21 protein-coding genes and 1 riboswitch are annotated in these 19710 nt (G+C 71.0%); of the genes, 15 read left to right on the top strand and 6 right to left on the bottom strand.

Going from position 1 to position 19710, the window contains the following annotated elements:
* Window positions 1–55: 55 nt before the first annotated feature.
* Both AAGI91_02105 and AAGI91_02110 read left to right on the top strand, forming a co-directional pair.
* Window positions 56–829: a DUF305 domain-containing protein gene (locus AAGI91_02105; protein ID MEM1041397.1), complete on the top strand. Its 774-nt coding sequence runs from the start codon at window positions 56–58 to the stop codon at window positions 827–829.
* 129 nt (window positions 830–958) lie between these two features.
* Window positions 959–2932, top strand: a complete 1974-nt coding sequence (locus tag AAGI91_02110) for a hypothetical protein (GenBank protein ID MEM1041398.1) — start codon at window positions 959–961, stop codon at window positions 2930–2932.
* A 52-nt stretch (window positions 2933–2984) separates the two neighbouring features.
* Here the strand turns inward: AAGI91_02110 and AAGI91_02115 are convergent, their stop codons facing one another.
* Genes AAGI91_02115 through AAGI91_02140 form a run of 6 tightly spaced genes read right to left on the bottom strand, consistent with a single transcriptional unit; the run spans window position 2985 to window position 6115 of the window.
* Window positions 2985–3509 carry a YfiT family bacillithiol transferase gene (locus AAGI91_02115; protein ID MEM1041399.1) on the bottom strand — a complete coding sequence of 175 codons (525 nt, stop codon included), beginning with the start codon at window positions 3507–3509 and terminating at the stop codon, window positions 2985–2987.
* Complete coding sequence (locus tag AAGI91_02120) at window positions 3506–4063, bottom strand: nucleotidyltransferase (protein ID MEM1041400.1); 558 nt, start codon at window positions 4061–4063, stop codon at window positions 3506–3508. Before AAGI91_02120 ends, AAGI91_02115 begins: the two co-directional genes overlap by 4 nt.
* A complete protein-coding gene (locus AAGI91_02125; protein MEM1041401.1) occupies window positions 4056–4274 on the bottom strand; it encodes a hypothetical protein in 219 nt (72 codons plus the stop codon). Before AAGI91_02125 ends, AAGI91_02120 begins: the two co-directional genes overlap by 8 nt.
* A gap of 25 nt (window positions 4275–4299) precedes the next feature.
* Complete coding sequence (locus AAGI91_02130) at window positions 4300–5130, bottom strand: SDR family NAD(P)-dependent oxidoreductase (protein ID MEM1041402.1); 831 nt, start codon at window positions 5128–5130, stop codon at window positions 4300–4302.
* Window positions 5131–5157: 27 nt separating this feature from the next.
* Window positions 5158–5646: an SgcJ/EcaC family oxidoreductase gene (locus AAGI91_02135; GenBank protein MEM1041403.1), complete on the bottom strand. Its 489-nt coding sequence runs from the start codon at window positions 5644–5646 to the stop codon at window positions 5158–5160.
* Between the two features lies 1 nt (window position 5647).
* The gene (locus AAGI91_02140) at window positions 5648–6115 is read right to left on the bottom strand and encodes a MaoC family dehydratase (GenBank protein ID MEM1041404.1); all 468 of its coding nucleotides are present in this window, start codon (window positions 6113–6115) and stop codon (window positions 5648–5650) included.
* Between the two features lie 123 nt (window positions 6116–6238).
* Between AAGI91_02140 and AAGI91_02145 the strand changes: the two genes are divergently transcribed.
* The 13 genes from AAGI91_02145 to AAGI91_02205 form a co-directional block, all read left to right on the top strand.
* Complete coding sequence (locus AAGI91_02145; GenBank protein ID MEM1041405.1) at window positions 6239–7396, top strand: hypothetical protein; 1158 nt, start codon at window positions 6239–6241, stop codon at window positions 7394–7396.
* Window positions 7397–7438: 42 nt separating this feature from the next.
* Window positions 7439–7822 (top strand): hypothetical protein, encoded by a 384-nt coding sequence (locus AAGI91_02150; GenBank protein ID MEM1041406.1) that lies wholly within the window; start codon window positions 7439–7441, stop codon window positions 7820–7822.
* Between the two features lie 216 nt (window positions 7823–8038).
* On the top strand, window positions 8039–8938 hold the full coding sequence (locus AAGI91_02155; GenBank protein MEM1041407.1) for an MbnP family protein: 900 nt from the start codon (window positions 8039–8041) through the stop codon (window positions 8936–8938).
* A 6-nt stretch (window positions 8939–8944) separates the two neighbouring features.
* A complete protein-coding gene (locus AAGI91_02160) occupies window positions 8945–9958 on the top strand; it encodes a cytochrome c peroxidase (protein MEM1041408.1) in 1014 nt (337 codons plus the stop codon).
* Window positions 9955–10770: a FixH family protein gene (locus AAGI91_02165; protein MEM1041409.1), complete on the top strand. Its 816-nt coding sequence runs from the start codon at window positions 9955–9957 to the stop codon at window positions 10768–10770. The genes AAGI91_02160 and AAGI91_02165 overlap by 4 nt, the downstream gene beginning before the upstream one ends.
* Before the next feature lie 14 nt (window positions 10771–10784).
* Window positions 10785–13067 carry a TonB-dependent receptor gene (locus AAGI91_02170; GenBank protein ID MEM1041410.1) on the top strand — a complete coding sequence of 761 codons (2283 nt, stop codon included), beginning with the start codon at window positions 10785–10787 and terminating at the stop codon, window positions 13065–13067.
* Window positions 13064–13654, top strand: coding sequence for an SCO family protein (locus tag AAGI91_02175; protein MEM1041411.1), 591 nt, complete (start codon window positions 13064–13066; stop codon window positions 13652–13654). Before AAGI91_02170 ends, AAGI91_02175 begins: the two co-directional genes overlap by 4 nt.
* Window positions 13655–13685: 31 nt before the next feature.
* The gene (locus tag AAGI91_02180; GenBank protein ID MEM1041412.1) at window positions 13686–14192 is read left to right on the top strand and encodes a copper chaperone PCu(A)C; all 507 of its coding nucleotides are present in this window, start codon (window positions 13686–13688) and stop codon (window positions 14190–14192) included.
* A 44-nt stretch (window positions 14193–14236) separates the two neighbouring features.
* On the top strand, window positions 14237–16600 hold the full coding sequence (locus AAGI91_02185) for a TonB-dependent receptor (protein ID MEM1041413.1): 2364 nt from the start codon (window positions 14237–14239) through the stop codon (window positions 16598–16600).
* 41 nt (window positions 16601–16641) lie between these two features.
* The gene (locus AAGI91_02190) at window positions 16642–17490 is read left to right on the top strand and encodes a DJ-1/PfpI family protein (protein ID MEM1041414.1); all 849 of its coding nucleotides are present in this window, start codon (window positions 16642–16644) and stop codon (window positions 17488–17490) included.
* The gene (locus AAGI91_02195; protein MEM1041415.1) at window positions 17483–18079 is read left to right on the top strand and encodes a DUF2911 domain-containing protein; all 597 of its coding nucleotides are present in this window, start codon (window positions 17483–17485) and stop codon (window positions 18077–18079) included. The genes AAGI91_02190 and AAGI91_02195 overlap by 8 nt, the downstream gene beginning before the upstream one ends.
* 12 nt (window positions 18080–18091) lie before the next feature.
* Window positions 18092–18811 carry a class I SAM-dependent methyltransferase gene (locus AAGI91_02200; protein MEM1041416.1) on the top strand — a complete coding sequence of 240 codons (720 nt, stop codon included), beginning with the start codon at window positions 18092–18094 and terminating at the stop codon, window positions 18809–18811.
* 78 nt (window positions 18812–18889) lie between these two features.
* Window positions 18890–19148, top strand: a riboswitch (cobalamin riboswitch).
* Window positions 19149–19369: 221 nt separating this feature from the next.
* On the top strand, window positions 19370–19710 hold a 341-nt coding region (locus tag AAGI91_02205), incomplete at its 3' end, for a ribonucleotide-diphosphate reductase subunit beta (protein MEM1041417.1).

Below are 19710 nucleotides of genomic sequence, written 5' to 3' on the forward strand. Positions count from 1 at the left end.
CGTAGTAAAGGCCTGCCCCGCGCGTTACTTCCACTGCCGCATCCTCCCCGCCGCCATGCGCTCTTTCCTCCGCGTGCTTACCGCCCTCCTGCTCGGCCTCGCCGCAGGCCCGGGTGCCTGGGCGCAGACGACCGACTCCGCCGACCTCGAAGCCCTCTACTGGCAGCGCCAGGCCGAGGCCCGCGCCGACTTCACCGAGGCCGACGTGACGTTCATGGTCGGGATGATCGGGCACCACGCGCAGGCGCTCGTGATGTCGCGCCTCGCGCCCGAGAATGGGGCGAACCCGGCGGTGCGGACGCTCGCCGCGCGCATCATCAACGCGCAGCAGGACGAGATCGCCACGATGCAGCAGTGGCTCCGCGACCGCGAGCAGATCGTCCCCGAGGTCCACATCGACGGCCTCGACCTGACGCTCCGCATCGAGGGCGAGGACAATGCAGCGGAGCACGGCGCGACGGACCACGGCACGGTGGACCACGGCGGCATGGATCACAGCACGATGGACCACAGCGCGATGGGGCATGGCAGCATGGGCCACGGCCCCGCGCACGACGCGATGGACCACGCGTCGATGCCGGGCATGCTCTCCCAGGCCCAGCTCGAAGAACTCGCCGCCGCGCGCGGCACCGCCTTCGACCGCCTCTTCCTGACCTACATGATCCAGCACCACGGCGGGGCGATCGTGATGGTCGACGACCTCTTCGCCGCCGACGGGGCTGGGCAGGACGAGGCCTCGTTCAAGCTCGCCCGCGACATCCACGCCGACCAGATCACCGAGATCGCCCGCATGCACCAGATGCTGGACGCCCTGCCCGACTCGGAGTAAAACCGATGTTCCCTTCTCACCCCCAGGAGATCAGTCATCCCGGCCCCCGAGCCGGGACCCACTGGCTAGCAAATCTTCTGGGTCCTCGCCTGCGCGGGGATTGACGAGTACCAAGACCCGAACGCCGCCATGAAACGCTTGCTTCGCCTCGCCGCACTCCCTGCTCTCTTCGTCGCCCTCCTCAGCCTCGCCGCGTGCTCGTCGTCGCAGCAGACCACCTCGATGATGGCGATGCTGCCCGGGGCCGGGCCGCCCTCACCGGACCCGCGCGTCGGCCTCGGCGGCGGCCTCTTCGACGCCGAGGAGGCCATCTGGAACCTCCGCATGCTCTCGACGTCGCCGCCGCCGGAGGCCTTCGTCGGCGTCACCAACTCGGACCTTGCCTTCAAGGACCAGTACGCGATCCAGGGCAACTACAACGGCATCCTCGTCTGGGACCTCACCGACCCCGCCGCGCCGGAGCTCGTGACAGAGTACCTCTGCCCGGCCTCGCAGAGCGACGTGTCGGTCTACGAGAACCTGATGTTCGTCTCCGGCGAGGGCTTCGGCGGGCGGCTCGACTGCGGGACCGAGGGCGTCGAGGAGCGCGTCAGCGCGGACCGCCTGCGCGGCATCCGCATCTTCGACATCTCGGACATCCGCGCCCCGGAGTACGTCGCCAACGTGCAGACGTGCCGCGGCTCGCACACCCACTCCGTCCTCAAAGACCCGGACGACGACGAGAACGTCTACGTCTACATCTCCGGCTCCGCCCCGGTCCGGCCCGAGGCCGAACTGCCCGGCTGCTCCGGTGCCGCCCCCGACGAGGACCCCGAGACGGCCCTCTTCCGCATCGAGGTGATCCAGGTGCCGCTCGCCAACCCCGCGGCCGCCGAGATCGTCAGCTCGCCGCGCATCTTCGACGGCCTCGTCGCCCCGCCGCGCCACGGCCAGTCGCCGGCCGACATCGCAGCCGTCGAGGAGGCGCGCGCCACGGGCGGGTTCGTGGTCGAGGGGCCGACCAACTCGTTCGTGCTCCCGGCGCGCTACACCGACTCGCTCCTGAGCGGGATCGTGGCCGAGCGCGGGGGCGAGGGACCGCCGACCGCCGCCGACAGCACGGCGCTCCGCGAGCGCCTCCCGGCGATGGCCGCGCGGTGGTTCGGCTCGGACGGCGACGACGAGGACGACGGCCCCGACCCCGGCCCGACGCAGTGCCACGACATCACGCTCTACCCCGAGATCGGCCTCGCCGGCGGCGCGTGCGAGGGCTACGGCCTCCTGCTCGACATCTCCGACCCCGTCGCCCCGCGCCGCCTCGACGCCGTCGCCGACTCGAACTTCGCCTACTGGCACTCGGCGACCTTCAACAACGACGGCACCGCCGTACTCTTCACCGACGAGTGGGGCGGCGGCGGCCAGCCCAAGTGCCGCGCCGACGACCCCTACGAGTGGGGTGCCAACGCCATCTTCAGCATCAACGGCAGCGAGCTGGACTTCGGGAGCTATTACAAGATGCCCGCCGTCCAGACCTCCCAGGAGAACTGCGTCGCCCACAACGGCTCGCTTATCCCGATCCCCGGGCGCGACGTGATGGTCCAGGGCTGGTACCAGGGCGGCATCTCCGTCTTCGACTGGACCGACCCCGCTAACCCCGTCGAGATCGCCTTCCACGACCGGGGGCCGGTCAACCCCGAGCGGATGGCCAGCGGCGGCTCGTGGTCGGTCTACTGGTACAACGGGCTCATCGTGAACTCCGAGATCGCCCGCGGGCTCGACGTGTTCGAACTCGCCCCGAGCGCCTTCGTGAGCCAGAACGAGATCGACGCCGCCAACACCGTCCAGCTCGACTACCTCAACGCGCAGGGGCAGCCGAAATTCGTCTGGCCCGCCACGTTCTCGCTCGCCCGCGCCTACCTCGACCAGCTCGAACGCGGCGAGGGGCTTGACCGGGCGCGGGTCGCGGCCACACGCGAAGCGCTCGCCGGTGCCGAAGGTGCCTCGGGCACTGCCCGGAGCGGCGCGCTCGGCGCGCTCGCCACCACGCTCGACGAGGAGGCCGGCGCGGCGCGCGACGCGTCGAAGGTGCGGATGCTCGCCGCGACGGTGCGGGACTTGATGTGACCTGTGACGCGTGAGGGTGCCAGGCGAAGAGCCGTTCGGGCACCCTCGCGCGTCAGACGCCTTCGCGCTCGCGCCAGCGCGTGACGTGGGCGGTGTGGTGCCGCCCGTGCCACGCGTACATCCCCGTCGCGTAGTCGAGCCGCATCGTCTGCTCCGCCGCCGGGTGGTAGAACGCCCGCCCGAAGTCCTGCGGCCCGAGCGAGTGGAGAAGCGCCGTCCAGCGTGCGTGCAGCGCGTCGAGGAACGCGAGGCTGACCTCGACCGGCAGGCTGTAGTCGCCGAGTTCGGCCCAGGCCCCTTCGTCGTAGGGCCGGATCGTCGGCGTCTCTTCGGTGAGGGTGAGCTTGACACGGGCGAGGGCGTTCAGGTGGCTGTCAGCCGTGTGGTGGACGACCTGCCGGATGGTCCAGCCGCCGGGGCGGTACGGCGTGTCGAGGTCGGTCTCGCTCAGCCCATCCACGGCCGCGCGCATCGCTGCCGGGAGCGACGCGATCTGTCCGATCCAGCGGTCGAGGTCGGCGTCGGGGATGCTGGCAGGCGGGTCGTATGTGCCGATGGGATAGCGGAGGTCGTTCATGGCTGTGGCGGTGGGCCGGCTAGGTCGTCAAACAGAGAGACCGTCTGCATGCCGAGAGCCTCGTCGAACGCGCTGAGCCAGCGGCGAATGTAGGCGGCGTCGAGCGCCGGCTGGCGAACGAGGATGCCGCGCACGTCCTCGACATCGCGAGGCCGGCCGGCCACGAGCTTGAGGACGATAAGGTCCTCGGCTGAGGCGAAGCGGACCCTCTCGCCGCCGATCTCAGCCGTGTTCGCGCGCTCGATAGCTTCGCGCTCGTAGCCTCCGAAAGAGAATACAAAGTCCACCTGGCGCTCGCCCTCTACGTCACTGCAGGGAAGTACGAGCGTCTCCGCGACAAACGCTTGCGGTTCGACGAGCGGTCGCAGAGCCAGCGTTTCGACAACCCGGAGCACGTCGGGAAGCCGGTCGGGGCCGACGCCGAGCGTTACGTCCACGTCGCGCGTCAGGCGGGGTTCGCCGTAGAGGAGCACGGCCTGCCCGCCGATCACCATGTAGGGCACGCCCGCCGCATCTAGCTCGCGGGCGAGCGCGGCAAGGAGTTTCTCAAACATTCCGAAGCGCAGCGAGCGCGTGCGCCAGCCGGACCTTGACCTCGACCCCGTCGAGCGGGTCCTCGCGCCGCCAGCGGCCCAGCGCGACGGCTTCGGCGCGGAGCGCCTCCACAATCCGGAGGTTGCGTGCGAAGTCGGGCCGGTCAGCAGCCGCACGGCGGAGCGCGGCGACGCGGTCGAAATCGGGGCGGCGTCCGATAGGCGAGTTCATGTCCACGAAACGCAGCGTCCCTCTCTCAGATCCCCGCGCCGCCGGTGACTTCGAGGGTGTGGCCGGTGACGTAGCCCGCGAGCGGCGAGGCCATCAGCAGGATGCCGCCCGCCGCCTCCTCGTCGGTGCCGGGGCGGCCGAGCGGGTTGTTGGTGAACGCCCGCCCGCGCGCCGCCTCGGGGATGCCCTGCACAATTTCTTGCCCAGCCACCTCGACCGTCTCGCCGGTCTCCTTCGGGCGTGTCATCCGCGTGTCGATGAACCCGAACGCGACCGCGTTGCACCGGACCCCGAAGCGGCCCCACTCCTTCGCCACGGTCTTCGTCAGCCCGACGATCCCCATCTTGGCCGTCGCGTAGTTGACCTGCCCGACGTTGCCGTGGAGTCCGCTCGTCGACGAGACGTTGACGATCACGCGGTTCTCGGAGAACGGTCGGTCTGCCGCGCGCTCCTGCTTGCCGGGCTCGCGGAGGTACGGGGCGGCGGCGCGGATCAGGCGGAACGGCGCGAAGGTGTGGATCTCCATGATGCGGAGCCACTGCTCGTCGGTCATCGTGTGGAGCATCCCGTCCCACAGAAACCCAGCGTTGTTGACGAGCACGTTGAGCTTCCCGAACCGCTCAACGGCTCCAGCCAGCAGAGCCTCGGGGAAGCCGTCCTCGGTGACGCTCCCGGCGACGGCGTGCGCCGTCCCGCCTGCGTCGGTGATCTCCCTCGCGACGGACTCGGCTGGCTCGGCGTCAAGGTCGTTGACGACGACCGACGCGCCGTGGCGGGCAAAGCGTTTCGCCGCGGCAGCGCCGATCCCACGACCGGCTCCGGTGACGACGACGACGTGGTTTTCGAACAGGGACATGAGCGAAGAGGCTAGGTAGGGTGGAGGTTAGCGGGTCCGGTAGTCTACGCTCCCGAACGCTCCCGCGTCGTCTACGATGTGGGTCTCCTTGCCGGGGACCACGTCGGTGTTCTGGGCCGAGGCGCAGCGCCAGCCCGCGTCGGTCCGGTGGAGGACGAACGAGAAGACGGTGGTGCGCGGTCCGGGGTGTTCGACGGTGCCGATGGGCGTCTGGCCCGTCAGCCGCATCCGGGCGTGGACGACCGCGACATCGTCCCGCAGCCGCTTCACCTCGACCTGCCGAATCGTGAGTTCCGACGCGTTGAAGGTCACGTCGAGCCCATAGCGGTGAGCTTTGCGGATCGCCTCGCGGTCGTGCCACCAGAGGCCGGTGACGTTGACGAACTCCGCGTCCTCATCGAAGAGCGCGGCGAGGGCGTCGGCGTCGCGGCGGTTCCAGGCGAGCGCCCAGAGTTCCGGCAGCCGCTCGGGCCGGTCGAACGGTGGGGAGCCCTCAGGCGGGGAAGCGTTGGTCACGTCAGGTGGGGATCAGCAGGGCGAGGGTCTCGGCGACGAGGGCGGGCGTCTCCTCGCCTTCGATTTCGACTATGTTCTCGGTCTTGAGCAGCAACGGGCCCTCGGCTTTCGGCGTGACCGACGCGAGCCTCACGCGGGCACGGACGCGCGCGCCCGACGGGACCGGCGCGAGGAAGCGGACCCGGTCGAGGCCGTAGTTCAGCACGCGCGCCACGCCATCGGGGACGACGCCGACCTCGCGGCGCATCGCGGGGAGGAGCGAGAGCGTGAGGAAGCCGTGCGCGATCGTGGTTCCCGACGGACTCTCTCGGGCCGCGCGCTCGGGGTCGGTGTGGATCCACTGGTGGTCCTCGGTGCAGGCCGCGAAGGCGTCGATCCGGGCCTGGTCGACCGTGACCCAGCCGGAGACGCCGAGGTCGCGTCCGACGAACCGGTCGAGCGTGTCGAGGGCGTAGTCAGGCGGTGGCATAGGGCGATGGGCGTCGGCGAAACCGTAGCGAATATCGGAAGGGGAGGGGCAGCAGAGGGAACGAGAGACGCACTTTTACGCTCAACGAAGCGTCGCCCCGCATCACCAACCCCGCCTGCCACGATGCGTCTGCTCCTCCCGCTCGCTGCCCTGCTCCTCGCGGTCCTTCTCGCCACCGGCTGCCAGGTCGAAGGCCAGCCGGACGAGACCACCTACGACCCCGCCGCCGACACGCTCCGGTTCGCGGGCGAGGTCCACCTCCGCAACGTCCGCCAGCTCACCTTCGGCGGCAACAACGCCGAGGCGTACTGGAGCTTCGACGACGAGCGCCTCATCTTCCAGAGCGACTGGGACGCGATCAACGACCAGGGGTGCGACCAGCAGTTCATCATGAACGCCGATGGCTCGGCCCTCGCCGACGGCCGGCAGTATGCCCGCGTCTCGTCGGGCGAGGGGCGGACGACGTGCGGCTACTTCCTCGCCGACGGCCGCGTCGTCTTCGCCTCGACGGCCGGGAGCGGCCCCGCCTGCCCGACGCCGCCCGAGGCCGCGCCGGGCGTCTACACCTGGGCCATCTACTCCGACTACGACATCTACGTGGCCGACGCCGACGGGCAGAACCGCGAGCTGCTCATCGACAGCCCGGGCTACGACGCCGAGCCGACCGTCAGCCCCGACGGGCGCTTCGTCGTCTTCACCTCGACGCGCTCGGGCGACCTCGACCTCTGGCGCTACGAGATCGAGACCGGCGAGACGCTCCAGCTCACGAAGACCCTCGGCTACGACGGCGGGGCCTTCTTCTCGCCGGACAGCGAGCGGATCGTGTGGCGCGCCAGCCGGCCCGAAGGCGCGACCGCCGAGCAGTACCGCAGCCTCCTCGACGACGGCCGCGTCCAGCCCTCCGCGCTCGACCTCTACGTGGCCGACGCCGACGGGCAGAACGCAGTCCGCGTCACGAATCTCGACGGTGCCAACTGGGCCCCGTTCTTCCACCCCTCCGGCGAGCGGATCCTCTTCGCCTCGAACCACCACACCGAAAGCGGGCGGCTCTTCGACCTCTTCCTCGTGGACCTCGACGGGAGCGGGCTGACCCAGGTCACCCACTCCGGCACGTTCGACGCCTTCCCGATGTTCAGCTTCTCCGGCGACCGCCTCGTCTTCGCCTCCAACCGCCGCGCCGACCGCCAGCCGAGCCGCGACACCAACGTCTTCGTCGCCGACTGGGTCGAGACGCCTGAGGCCGTCGACTCGACGTTCCAGACCGTCGCCGTGGGGCCGTAGGCCGGCGTGGCCTCGCCGCCAACCGGTCGTATCATAGGGACCGTGCTACCCCGCTTGGTCTATATCGCTCGAATCGCGCTCGTGCTCGCCGTCGTGGGGAGCACGCAGGGACTCCTGCTCGTGCAGGGCACGTTCCTGCTGCGGCAGGACTTCGTGATCGAAAACCTGTGCGTCAACCGCAGCCTGCCGGAGCTGGACTGCGAGGGCACGTGCTTTCTCACGAAGCAACTCCACGAGCAGCGCCAGCGCGAGAAAGAAGAGCAGCAGGCGACGATGCAGATCGCCCTCGCCGTCGCTGGCGTGCTCGCCGGCGGCGAGCCGCTCCCCGACCGCCCCGTGCTCCAGACCGCGTGGGCTCCTGTTTCTGTCTACGACACCGGCACCGATCCTGCCGGTCGGGTCTTCCACCCGCCGCGCGCCGTCTAGCGCGCCGCCAGCCGCACCGGCCCTAGTGCCCGTGCCGCGTCCGCCTCGGCCCGTCGGCTGAGGGCGTGCCCGCCTGCGACGGGGGCACCGCGCGCTTTTTGGTCATTGCCTCGCCCCCGTCCTGGCGAGGCCCTCTACCGTCTCTGGCCGTGCGAGCCAGGGCTGCCGGTGCCTAGCGCCGGTGTGTCTCCGTATTACGAACCGACTGCCAACCCCATGACCTACGCCATCCGAACCCTCCTCACGCGCGGTCCGCGCCTCGCCGCGCTCGCGCTCGCCGGGGCCTTCGTCCTCGCCGGCTGCGAGGCCAACGACCCGACCGAAGACTTCGCCCAAGTCCGCCTCGACCTCGAACCCCTCTTCGACGGAGCCGCGCTCCAGGGCGGCGAGGCCTTGCAGATTCAGGGCCGTACGGGCGTGCTCGAAACGGCGCGCCTCTACCTGTCCGACCTCACCCTGATCCAGGATGACGGCACCGAGGTGCTGATCGACGGCGAGTCCATCACGGTCCGCGCCCGCGACGAGGACGACGCCGAGGTCCAGCACACCATCACCGAGCGCTACGTCTACGCCGCCAGCGACCGGGGCCGCACCGAGACGATGCTCGGCGAGGTGCCGGCCGGGTCGTACCGCGGCCTCCGCTTCACGCTCGGCGTCAACGGCCTCGACAACCGGATCGCCCCCGAGGACGCACCCTCTAGCCACCCGCTCGCGCCGCAGACGCCCTCGATGCACTGGAACTGGAACGCGGGCTACGTCTTCCTCCGCCTCGACGGCCTCCTCGACGTCGACGGCGACGGCACGGTCGACGACCGCGACGTGGACGGCGACGGCGAGAACGACCCGCGCGACCCGGCCTCCGGCTTCTGGCGCCTCCACCTCGGCGGCGCGGCCAACGCGATGCCGGTCGAGATCGACACGCCGTTCACGCTCGAAGCGGGCGCGGCGCAGGACCTGCACCTCCAGGTCGACTACGCCCGCTTCCTCGCCGGCGTCGACTACGACGAGCCGTTCAACCGCTTCTGCATGACCGGCGACTGCGCGGACGTCGTGCAGACCGTCACGGCGAACGTGGCCGACGCGTTCTCGCTCCACGGCACACACGGCGACAACTAGGCCCCGATGCTGCAGCGACTGTCCGGACCCGTGCTCGTGCTCGCTGCCGCCCTCGCGGCGGCCGGGTGCGGTGCGGCCGGGCCGGACGGCCGCGCCTTCGTCTCGGTCCCGGTGCCGCCGGGTTTCGCGCCGCTGCCGGTGCCGCCGCAGAACCCCCTGCTCGCGCGCCGCGTCGCGCTCGGCGAGCGCCTCTTCTTCGATCCGATCCTATCGTCCGACCGGACGGTCTCGTGCGGGACGTGCCACCTGCCGGAGATCGCCTTCACCGACGGACACCTGCGGAGCATCGGCGTGGAGGGGCGGCGGGGCCTCAGGAACGCGCCGAGCCTGCTGAACGCGACCTACCGCACGTCGCTCTTCTGGGACGGCGGGGCGCTGTTCCTGGAGAGCCAGGCGCTCGTCCCGCTCGAAGACCCGGCCGAGATGGACCTGCCGATCCCGGAGGCGCTCGCCCGCCTCGCCGCGCACCCCGAGTACCCGGCGCTCTTCGCCGAGGCGTTCGACGGCGACGGGCCGAGCGTGCAGACGCTCAGCTACGCGCTCGCCGCCTTCCAGCGCACGCTCGTCAGCGCGCCGACCCGCTTCGACCGGCACCAGGCGGGTGAGGCCGAGGCGTTCGGCGAGGCCGAAGAGCGCGGGTTCCGGCTCTTCGAGACCCACTGCCAGTCGTGCCATGCCGGGGCGCTGCTCACGACCGAGCGCTTCGCGAACAACGGCGTGGCCGTGAGCGACCGCGACCCCGGCCGCGAGCGGATCACGTTCGACGCCGCCGACCGGGGCACCTTCCGCGTGCCCAGCCTGCGCGCCGTCGCCCGCACCGGCCCCTACTTCCACGACGGGCGCTTCTCCACGCTGGAGGCCGTCGTTGCGCACTACGACCGGGGCGGCGACGGTACGCCGGGCCAGGATCCCCGCGTCCGTCCCCTCGGCCTGAGCGAGTCCGAGCGCGCCGCCCTCGTCGCGTTCCTCCGCACCCTCGACGACCGACCGGCGACCATCAACCGATCCCCGACGCCATGACCCGACGACTCCTCGTAGCCCTCGGCCTCCTCGCCCTCGCCGGGTGCGTCCCCGACGGCGTGGCCGACTTCGACTTCCAGGCGCTCCAGCCGCCCGCGCCACCCGAAGAGCTGACCGGCTTCGCGCTGGTCGGCACGGCCGAAGTGGGCGGGCTGAGCGTCGAGCTCTTCGCCGACCGGGGCGGGCTGCACGTGGGCTACAACCGCCTGCGCGTCCGCCTCGCCGAAGGCGGCGTGGCCGTCACCGAGGCCCGCATCGCCCTCGCCGCGGCGCCGGCTGCGGGTCTCGCCGCCGGAACCGCGCTGCCGGCCGCCGCGCCGCCGACGCGCGCCGACGCCGACGGCTTCTTCGAGGGGTCGGCCTTCGTCCTCACGCCCGACACGACGGCTCGGACGTTCATCCTCACCGCTGCCGTCGAGACGCTTGATGGCGCCGGCGGCACCGCGACCTTCGAGGCCGAGGCCCGGCCCGACATCTGGATGCAGCAGCGGGGCGACCTCCTGGTCTCCTGGGTCCAGCCGTCGCGGCCGGTCGTCGGCGAGAACACCTTCGAGGTGGCGGCGCACCGCTGGACGGGCGAGGCCTTCGAGGCCGTCGCCGGCGCGAGCGCCGACCTCTACCCGTACATGGACATGGGCGGCGGCGATGGGCACTCGACGCCGTACGACGACTTCGCGAGCGAGGGGAGCCGCTACCGGTGGACGGTGGACTTCATTATGGCCGGCGGGTGGGAGATGACCGTCACGCTCGCCCCGACCGGCGGTGGCGAGGAGCCGTTCCGCTTCGTGGGCTACACCGTCTACGAGCCATGATCTGCGCACGAACTATGATCCGTCCCGCCCTCATCCTGACCCTTGTTGCGAGTCTCGGGCTGCCGGTTGCGGCTCAGCACGGCGACCATGCCGCGCACGCCGAGCACGGGAGCCACGACGTCGCAGGCCGGGTCGTGGACGCTGCGACGGGCGAGGGGGTACCCTTTGCCAGCGTTCGGGTCCGCGGGACGAGCCGGGGGACGGCGGCCGACGTGCAGGGCCGCTTCCAGCTCCGCGTGCTCCACGGCGACGCCGAGTTGCTTGTCTCGGCCGTCGGCTTCGCGCCGGAGCGCGTAGACCTCGCCCAGGTGATGAATGCCCGGGCGATGGACGGGCCGCTCGTCGTGCGCCTCGCGCCGCAGGACGCCGCGCTCGACGCCGTCCTCGTCTCCGGCGAGCGGGCTGTGGCGGGCGACCCCGCCGCCTCGGGCCGGACGCCCGCGACGACCGACGACCTCCTCGCCCGGCTCTCCGGCGTCGGGATGATCCAGCGGGCGAACTTCGCGTGGGAGCCGGTCGTGCGCGGCTACCAGGGCGGGCAGATCGCGCTCACGGTCGACGGGATGCCGGTCTACGGCGCGTGCGTGGACAAGATGGACCCGGCCTCCAGCTACGTCGAGCCGGAGAACCTCGCCGCGGTCGAAGTGGCGAAGGGCGCGGCGGACCTCAGCCGGGGCTCGCAGATCGGCGGGGCCGTCAACCTCGTCACCGAGCGCCCCGCCTTCGGCGTGCTCGCGGCCGAAGCGGAGACCGGCGTCGAGAGCCAGGGCGCGGCGCGACGCGTGCGCGGGGCCGCCAACGTCGGCGGCGAGCGCTGGGCGCTCCGGGCGAGCGGGTCCTACCGCGCCGCCGACGACTACGCCCCCGGCGGGGCCGAGCGCGTCGCGACCTCGGGCTACGAGAAGCGCAATATCGCCGTCGCAGGCGCGCTCCGGCTCGGCGACGGACACCGGCTCTCGGCGCAGGTCATCGCCGACGACGCGTGGCTCGTGGGCTACCCCGCGCTCCTGATGGACGCCACGCTCGCCCAGGCGCGGATCGCCAGCCTGGACTACGAGGGCCGCGCGCCCGGCCTCGACCGGCTCCGCCTGCGGCTCTACCGCAACCGCGTCGAGCACACGATGGACGACCGCTTCCGCGACGTGATGGAGCGCCCCGTGATGCGCGGGATGTATATGCCGATGGCCGGCTACACCGATGTCTGGGGCGGCCAGGCCGAGGCGGGACGCCTCCTCGGCCGGACCGACCTCGCCCTCACCGCCGACGTGCACCGCGTCCGGCAGTTCGGCGACATGTTCATGTTCAGCCTCTTCCCCGGCATCCGCGACATGGTCCTCCTCAACGTCGGCGACGCGCGGGCGCTCAACGGGGCCGTCACGCTCGAAGCGCGGCGGGCGCTCGGCGACCGGTGGGCCGTCACCGCTTCGGCTCGGCTCGACGCGACAGCGCGCGACACCCACCGCGACGAGATCCGGCAGCTCTTTGCCTCGCGCTACGGGGCCGGCGACCTCGCCCGGAACCTCCTCGTCCCGAGCCTGAGCGCGACGGCAACGTACGCGCTCTCGCCCCGGACCCGCCTCCGCCTCTCCCTCGCCGACGCCGGCCGCCTCCCGACGATCGTCGAGCAGTACGGGCACTACGTCTACAACTACGTCGACGGCTACTTCTACACCGGCCGGCCGGACCTCAAGCCCGAGCGGAGCCGCCAGCTCGAAGTCGGCGTCGCGCACGCGGGCGACGTGCTCGCGGTCGAGGCCGCGGCGTTCGGGCACCTGCTGCAAGACGTGGTCGTCGGCGTCGCCGACAGCGAGGTCGTGCCGGGCCTGTCGGGGTCGACCTACCGGTTCAGGCTCTACGACAACGCCGAGCGCGGCTGGATGGCCGGCGGCGAGCTCAGCGCCCTCGCCGACCTCGGCGGCCTCGTGCCCGGCCTCGCCGCGTCGGCGTCGGTGAGCGCGACGTTCGGGCAGAACGTCTCGTTCGGCGAGCCGCTGCCGCTCATCCCGCCCGTGTCGGGCCTCGTCGCGCTCCGGTACGACCGCGCCGCGTGGTCCGCCGAGGCCGAGAGCCGGTGGGCGCTCGCCCAGAACCGCGTCGCCTTCGAAGCCTTCGAGGAGCTGCCGACCGACGGCTACAACGTCCTCGCCCTTCGCTTCGGCTGGGAGCCGGCGGGTCGCGTCTCGGTCGAGGCCGGCGCGGAGAACCTGTTCGACACGTTCTACCGCGACCATCTCGCCCTCTCCGACCTCGCCGCCCGCGGCCGGAGCCTCTACCTCTCCCTCGGCTTCAACCTATGAGCACGATCCGCCTCTGCTGCTTCTTCCTCGCCCTCGCCCTGGCCGGCTGCGCGTCGCAGCCCGACCACCTCGCGCCCGAAGACGACCTGAGCGACGAGTCGTGGACCCTCGTGGACCGCGACAGCGCGGCGGTCGCCTTTCCCGATGACCTGCTGGGGCAGCCGGTGCTGCTCTCGGCTATCTACACCCATTGCCCGGACGTATGCCTGATGACGATGGCGAACATGGTCAACGTCCGCCGCGAACTCGGGGCCGACACCGCCGGGGTCACCTTCGCCACCGTCTCGTTCGACCCCGCGCGCGACACGCCCGCCGTCCTCCGGCGCTACGCCGAGACGTGGCGCAGCGGGCCGGACTGGCGGCTCCTCACCGGCGATTCCACCGAGGTCGCGGGTCTGATGGAGCGCATCGGCGTCCGGTACGAGGTCTCGCGCCGCGACACGCTCGCCTCGGGCGAGGCCACCTACTCCGTCAGCCACACCGACAAGGCGCTCCTGCTCGACGCCGAGGGCCGCATCGTCGAGACCTACGGCGGGAGCGCCGGCATCCCCGAGATGATCGCCGACGACATCCGCGCCCTCCGCTGACTCTCCCGGTCCCCCTCTCATCCCCAACGCCATGTGCCGTTTCCTCCTCCTGCTCGTCCTCGTCACTCTCGCCGGTTGCGCCACCGACCCGCCCGCCGACCCTGAACCTGCCGCTGAGCCGGTCCCTGCTGCCGATCCAGCGCCCGCCGTGCTCACCCTGTCCGACGCGTTCGCCCCGGCTGCGCCCGAAGACGGCACGAGCGCGGTGTTTGTCGAGATCGGTGGCGGGGCGGAGGCCGACACACTCGTCGGGGCACGCTTCGACGGCGCGGCTCAGGTTGAGGTCCACGAGACCTACGACGCGGGCGAGGGGCTGCGCGGGATGCGCCAGGTCGAGGGGGGCATTCCTGTCCCGGCGGGTGAGGGCGTCTCGCTCCGGCCCGGCGGCTTCCACGTCATGCTGATCGGCCTCGCGGCGCCGCTCGCCGCCGGCGACACGCTCGACGTGGCGCTCGACTTCGCCCGCGCCGGGGCGCAGCCGCTCCGCGTCCCCGTCCGCGCCCTCGCCGACTTCCCGACCGAAGCCCCGAGCGACTGAGCCGCCGGTATGATCCACCGATCTCTTTCACTTGTCTCATATCGATGCGCCTTCTCCTCCTCCTCGCCAGCCTCTGCACAACCGCGGCGGCTCAGCCCACCGTCACCGGCACCGTCACCGACGGCAGCGGCGTCCCCATCCCGTCGGCAAACGTGGTCGTGCTCAACACACCGCAGGGTGCCGCCACCGATGCGGAGGGCCGCTTCGCGCTCGACCTCGCGCCGGGGGCGGTCCGGCTCCGCGTTAGCGCGGTGGGCTACGCGACGCGCATCGTCCCGGTCGACGTCCCGGCCTTTGACCTCCGCATCACGCTCCAGGCCGAAGACGCGGCGCTCGACGACATCGTCGTCACGGCGCAGCGCGACGAGGCCCGGCTGCTCGACGCGCCGGTCGCCGTGACCTCGATCCTGGCGCGGGAGGTGGAGGACGCCCGCGTGTGGGAGGCCGGTGATTTGAATGGCCGCGTGCCGAGCTACCTCTACCAGGAGTCCGGCGTCGGCTTTCAGGCGATCCAGTCGATTCGCGGCATCCAGGTCTTCAGCGAAAACCCGGCGGTCGTGACCTACGTCGATGGCGTGAACGGAGTCGATATTCTCGCAGGTGGGTTTGCGCTCACCGACATCGAGCGGATCGAGGTGCTGCGCGGGCCGCAGACGACGCTTTTCGGGCGCAACGCCCTTGGCGGGGTCGTGAACATCGTGACCAAGCGGCCGACCGACGCCATCGCGGGTTTTGCCGAGGCAAGCGCGGGCAACCTCGGCCTCCAGCGCTACGCCGCCGGGGTGCGCGGGCCGATCGTCCGGGGCGAGCTGTTCGGCGGGGCCTCGCTGCTCTACCAGCGGCGCGACGGCTACTTCGAGAACGACACGACGGGCACCTTCCTGCCGCTCCCGGACGCGGCCGGGGCGGAGGTCGGCGAGGAGCAGGCGCTCTACGGGAACGCGACGCTGCGGTGGCTGCCGTCGGACCGGTTCGAGGCCGCGCTCAACCTCAAAGCGCAGCTCGAATCGTCGGACGCGAGCGCGTTCTTCGTCGGGGCGCTCAGTGAGGAGATCGCACTCGAGACGCCCGACGCGCTCAACCTCGCCCGGATCGGCTCGCACGAGCGCGACATTCTGAACGGGGCACTTTCGCTGACCTACACCGCGCCTGAGGTCGCCGTGACCTCGACCTCGACAGTCCAACGGATCGGGCTGCAGTTCGAGGACATCGACTCGGGCGGCATCTTCGACTCGTTCGCCGACGGCGAGCGTGGCGGGCGCAACGTCCAGACCGTGCTCTCGCAGGAACTCCGTGCCACGACAGCGGGCCGCGACGCGCCGGTCGAGGCGACGGTTGGCGTCTTCGGATTCCTCCAGACCGCGCAGGAGCCGACGACGAATCTGACGTTCCGCACGGGCGAGGACTCGTTCGCCATCTTCCGCAACGAGGCCAACAACGCAGGCTTCGCTGCCTTCGGGCAGGCGACGGTCGGCCTCGTAGACCGTCTCGACTTTACACTCGGGCTGCGCTACGACTATGAGCGGCGCGAGGCGACGTTCAATGGCTTCGGCGATTCCGTGCTTGACGGCGATGTCGAAACCGTCCTTCGGCCGGACACGACGGTAAGCGGGACATACTCGGCCTTGTCGCCGAAGGCCGCCCTGAGCTATGCCGTCTCATACGACGTGAGCGTCTACGCCTCGTACACGCGCGGCTTCCGCGCCGGTGGCGTCAACGCACAGCGCATCGCGCCCAGCGTCGACGCATCGGTGATCTTCGACCCCGAGTATTCGGACAACGTCGAGGTCGGAGCAAAGGGCCGGCTTGGGGACCGGCTCTCGGCGAGCGCGGCGGCGTTCTTCATTTCGTGGACCGACCTCCAGTTCTTCAACCTCGTCGGGCCGTTCACGTTTGCCCGCGAAAACGTCGGCGATGCCCGGTCGGTGGGTGTGGAGTTCGAAGTCTCGGCCCTCCCGGTGGACGGCCTGCGGCTCGACGCCGCGCTGAGCCTCCTCGACACCGAGTACGAGGACTTCGTGCTCGTCCGCACCGACCCCGAGACCTTCGAGGATGTCGAGACCGATGTCAGCGGCAACCGGCTGGCGAATGCTCCGGGGCGGACGCTCTACGGGGCGGCGCAGTACCGCCTGCCCGTCGCGCCGGGTGTCGCCGTTTTCGCACGTGCTGAGGTCCGCAACGTCGGCGGCTACTTCACCGACATCCAGAACGACCTCCGGCAGGACAGCTACACGATCCTCGATGGACGGCTCGGCGTCGAGGCCGGGCGGTTCGAGGCAGCGTTCTGGATCGAGAATCTAGGCGACGAGCGGGTGCTCGTCTACGGATCGCCCGACACCTCGTTCAACCGCCGGAGCCTCGCCGGGCCGCCACGCACGCTCGGCCTCACGCTGCGGGCACGCTACTAGCTCCGGCTGCCTCGTTCTATCGCTTCGCCAACCTAGATGCCATGAAACAGATTGTGATCGTGCTCGGCTTCGCGCTCCTCGCGACGCCCGTTCTCGCCCAGACCGCGCCTACGCTTGAGGAGGCCTGGCAGACCGCACCCGAGATGCCCGGCATGACGGAGCAGACCCACGCCGAGATGATGGCGGCGCTCGGGTCGCCGCGTATGCCGATCCAGACCATCGGCATCCTCGTCTACGACGGCGTCAACGAGCTCGACCTGATGGGGCCGCGCTATGTGCTCGGCCAGTTTATGGGCGCGCAGACCCTCCTCGTCGCGGTGGAGCCGGGCACCGTCACGACTGTGATGGGCGTCGAGATAGTCCCCGACACGCTCATGGCCGAGGTCGACGCGCTCGATATCCTCGTCGTCCCCGGCGGCTTCACGGGCACCATCGAGGCTACGTACGACGAGCGCGTGCACGACTGGATCCGGCGGATCGACCAGACGACGCAGGCCACGGCCGCCGTCTGCACGGGGACCTGGATCCTCGGCGCGACGGGCCTCCTCGACGGCCGCCGCGCGACGACCAACTGGTACCGCGCCGAGGAGATGATGACGAAGTACGGGGCCACGTTTTCCGACGAGCGCTTCACCCAGGACGGGAAGTACTGGACCTCGGCCGGCGTCACGGCCGGGATGGACATGTCGCTCGCCCTCCTCGCCGACCTGTGGAGCACGTCCTACGCGCAGGGCGTGATGCTCGACATGGAGTACGACCCGGCCCCGCCGTTCCCCGGCGGCAGCCCCGAAACGACGCCACCCGGCGTGCTCGCTATGATGCAGGCGATGTACGACGCCGGCGTCCTGCCCCTCATGGAGCAGTTCGAAGCCGGGCAGACCAATGACTAGCCGACTGCTTCTTGCAGCACTCGCGCTGCTCCTCGCGCTGCCCGTCGCTGCGCAGCACGACCACGCCGAGGCCGCCGCCGGCGAGGCCGAGACGTTCGTCGTCGAAGGCTTCCGGCTCGACCCGGCAGACCCTCCGCCAGGTAGCGCTGTCGGGCGGGCCGGAGCGAGGCTGCCGGGCGGGGGCTACCTCCACGTCACCTACGGCAAGCCGTACGCGCGCGGGCGCCAGATCTTCGGCGGCCTCGTCGGCTACGACATGGTGTGGTCGACGGGCGCGCACCGTGCCACCGAGCTCGTCGTGACCGTGCCGGTGACGGTCGGCGGCGAGGACCTGGAGCCGGGCGTCTACAGCCTCTTCACGACGCCGCGGCCGGACCGCTGGACGCTCCACCTCAACTCGGTCCTCGGGATGCACCTCGCCGACGAGTACGACCCCGCGAACGATGTGCTCACGGCCGACGCTGCGCCGGAGGCGCTCGACGAGACGGTCGAGGCGTTCGTGATCGACTTCGTGCCGGAGGGGGAGGGTGTGGACCTCCGCATCCAGTGGGACCGTACCGCTGCGCGCATCCCCATCCGCCCGCGCTGAACCCAGAGACCGATGAGTGAGCTAGAGGCTGGACGCTTCGACGCCGAACGCGCCGCGCACTACGACGACCACATCCGCCGCGTCTCGCCGGGCTACGAGGTGCTCCACGACCACATCGCCGACCTCCTCACAGGCACCCTCGGGCCGTCGGCGCACATCCTCGTCGTCGGCGCCGGGACTGGGGCCGAGGTCGAGCGGCTCGGGCGCGCCGCTCCCGGCTGGACGTTCACGGCGGTCGACCCGTCGGCGGACATGCTGGCGGTCTGCGCCGACCGCGCCGACAGAGCTGGGCTGGGGGAGCGCGTCCGCTGCCTCGAAGGCACCGTCGAGACCGTCGACGCCGCCGGGCCGTTCGACGCGGCGACCTCGATTTGCGTGGCCCACTTCGCCCTCGAGTCCGACGTGCGGGCTGGCTACTTCCAGGCGATTGCCGAGCGCCTGCGCCCCGGTGCCCCGTTCGTCCAGGCCGACCTGTTTCGCCCAGCCTCCGACGCGGCGTTCGAGCGGTTGTGGGCAGCGTGGCAGCGCGCCCTCGACCGCGCCGGCGTACCGGAGGACGAAGCCGACGCCTTCTTCGGCCGGGTCGAGCAGCAGGTCCACCTCGCCGACGAGGAGACGCTGGCGCGCGAGACGGCCGCCGCCGGGTTCGGCCCGTGCGTCCGGTTCCACCAGGCCCTTCTCTGGGGCGGGTGGATCGCCGAGCGGCTCGCCGGAGAAGCAGTGGCAGGCTGAGCGTCACGCCGCGCTGTGGACGGATTGTGGAAAAAGGACGTGGGGTGACAGTGCTCTGTACCCTATCTTCACAGTCCGTTGACTCACTACGCTGCGAGTTCCTGCGCCGAGCCACGGCTCTGCGCAGGGCGCGAGAGGGAACGCCGGTGATCTACCTTCTGGAGCGATCCGAAGGAGAGACTCCGGGGCTGTGCCCGCAACTGTAAGCGACGCGTCGGCGGCTTCGACGACGCTGCACCCACTGGCTTCGGCTGGGAAGGGCGCAGGGGAGAAGCCGCCTCCAGAGCGATCTGGGCCGTCGTGAGCCAGGAGACCTGCTCGCCGCGCCTGCTTTCCACCTCCGGGACCAGAGGGTCGGACTGCGACTGTGACGTCGCCGGTTCCACCCGGCTCGCGCTTCGCCGAGCCCCCCTGGAGCCCCGCCGCCGCCGTCTGCACGCCCGAACCCGCGCCTGGGGTCGGGCTTTTTTGCGGAGACGCCCTCCGCAGCGGGCCCGGCCGCCGCGCGGGGGCACCGTGGCACGTGCCCGCTCCGCATCCCGGCCTGCCCCCAGGCTTATGCAGACCACCTACACCCTCGGCGACCGGACGTTCATCCTCGACGGCGACAAGGCCGAGGCCGCCCTCGCGAGCAAGCGCGTCATCAATGGCCGCGAGACGCTCGCCTTCAACCTCCTCCCCCTCCGGTACGCCTGGGCCTACGACCTCTACCGGACGATGAAGGCCAACCACTGGGAGCCCGAGGACGTCCCGATGCACAAGGACGCGGCGCAGTGGCGCGGCGACGACCAATCGGACGTCGACCGCTGGATCAACCCCATGGCGATGGGCGACTTCTCGGCGGCCGAGGGGAACGTCGGCGAAAACAACCTCCACGTCGTCCGCGAGCACGTCACGGC

This window comes from Bacteroidota bacterium, from assembly GCA_038746285.1.
In the GTDB taxonomy this organism is placed as follows: domain Bacteria; phylum Bacteroidota; class Rhodothermia; order Rhodothermales; family JANQRZ01; genus JANQRZ01.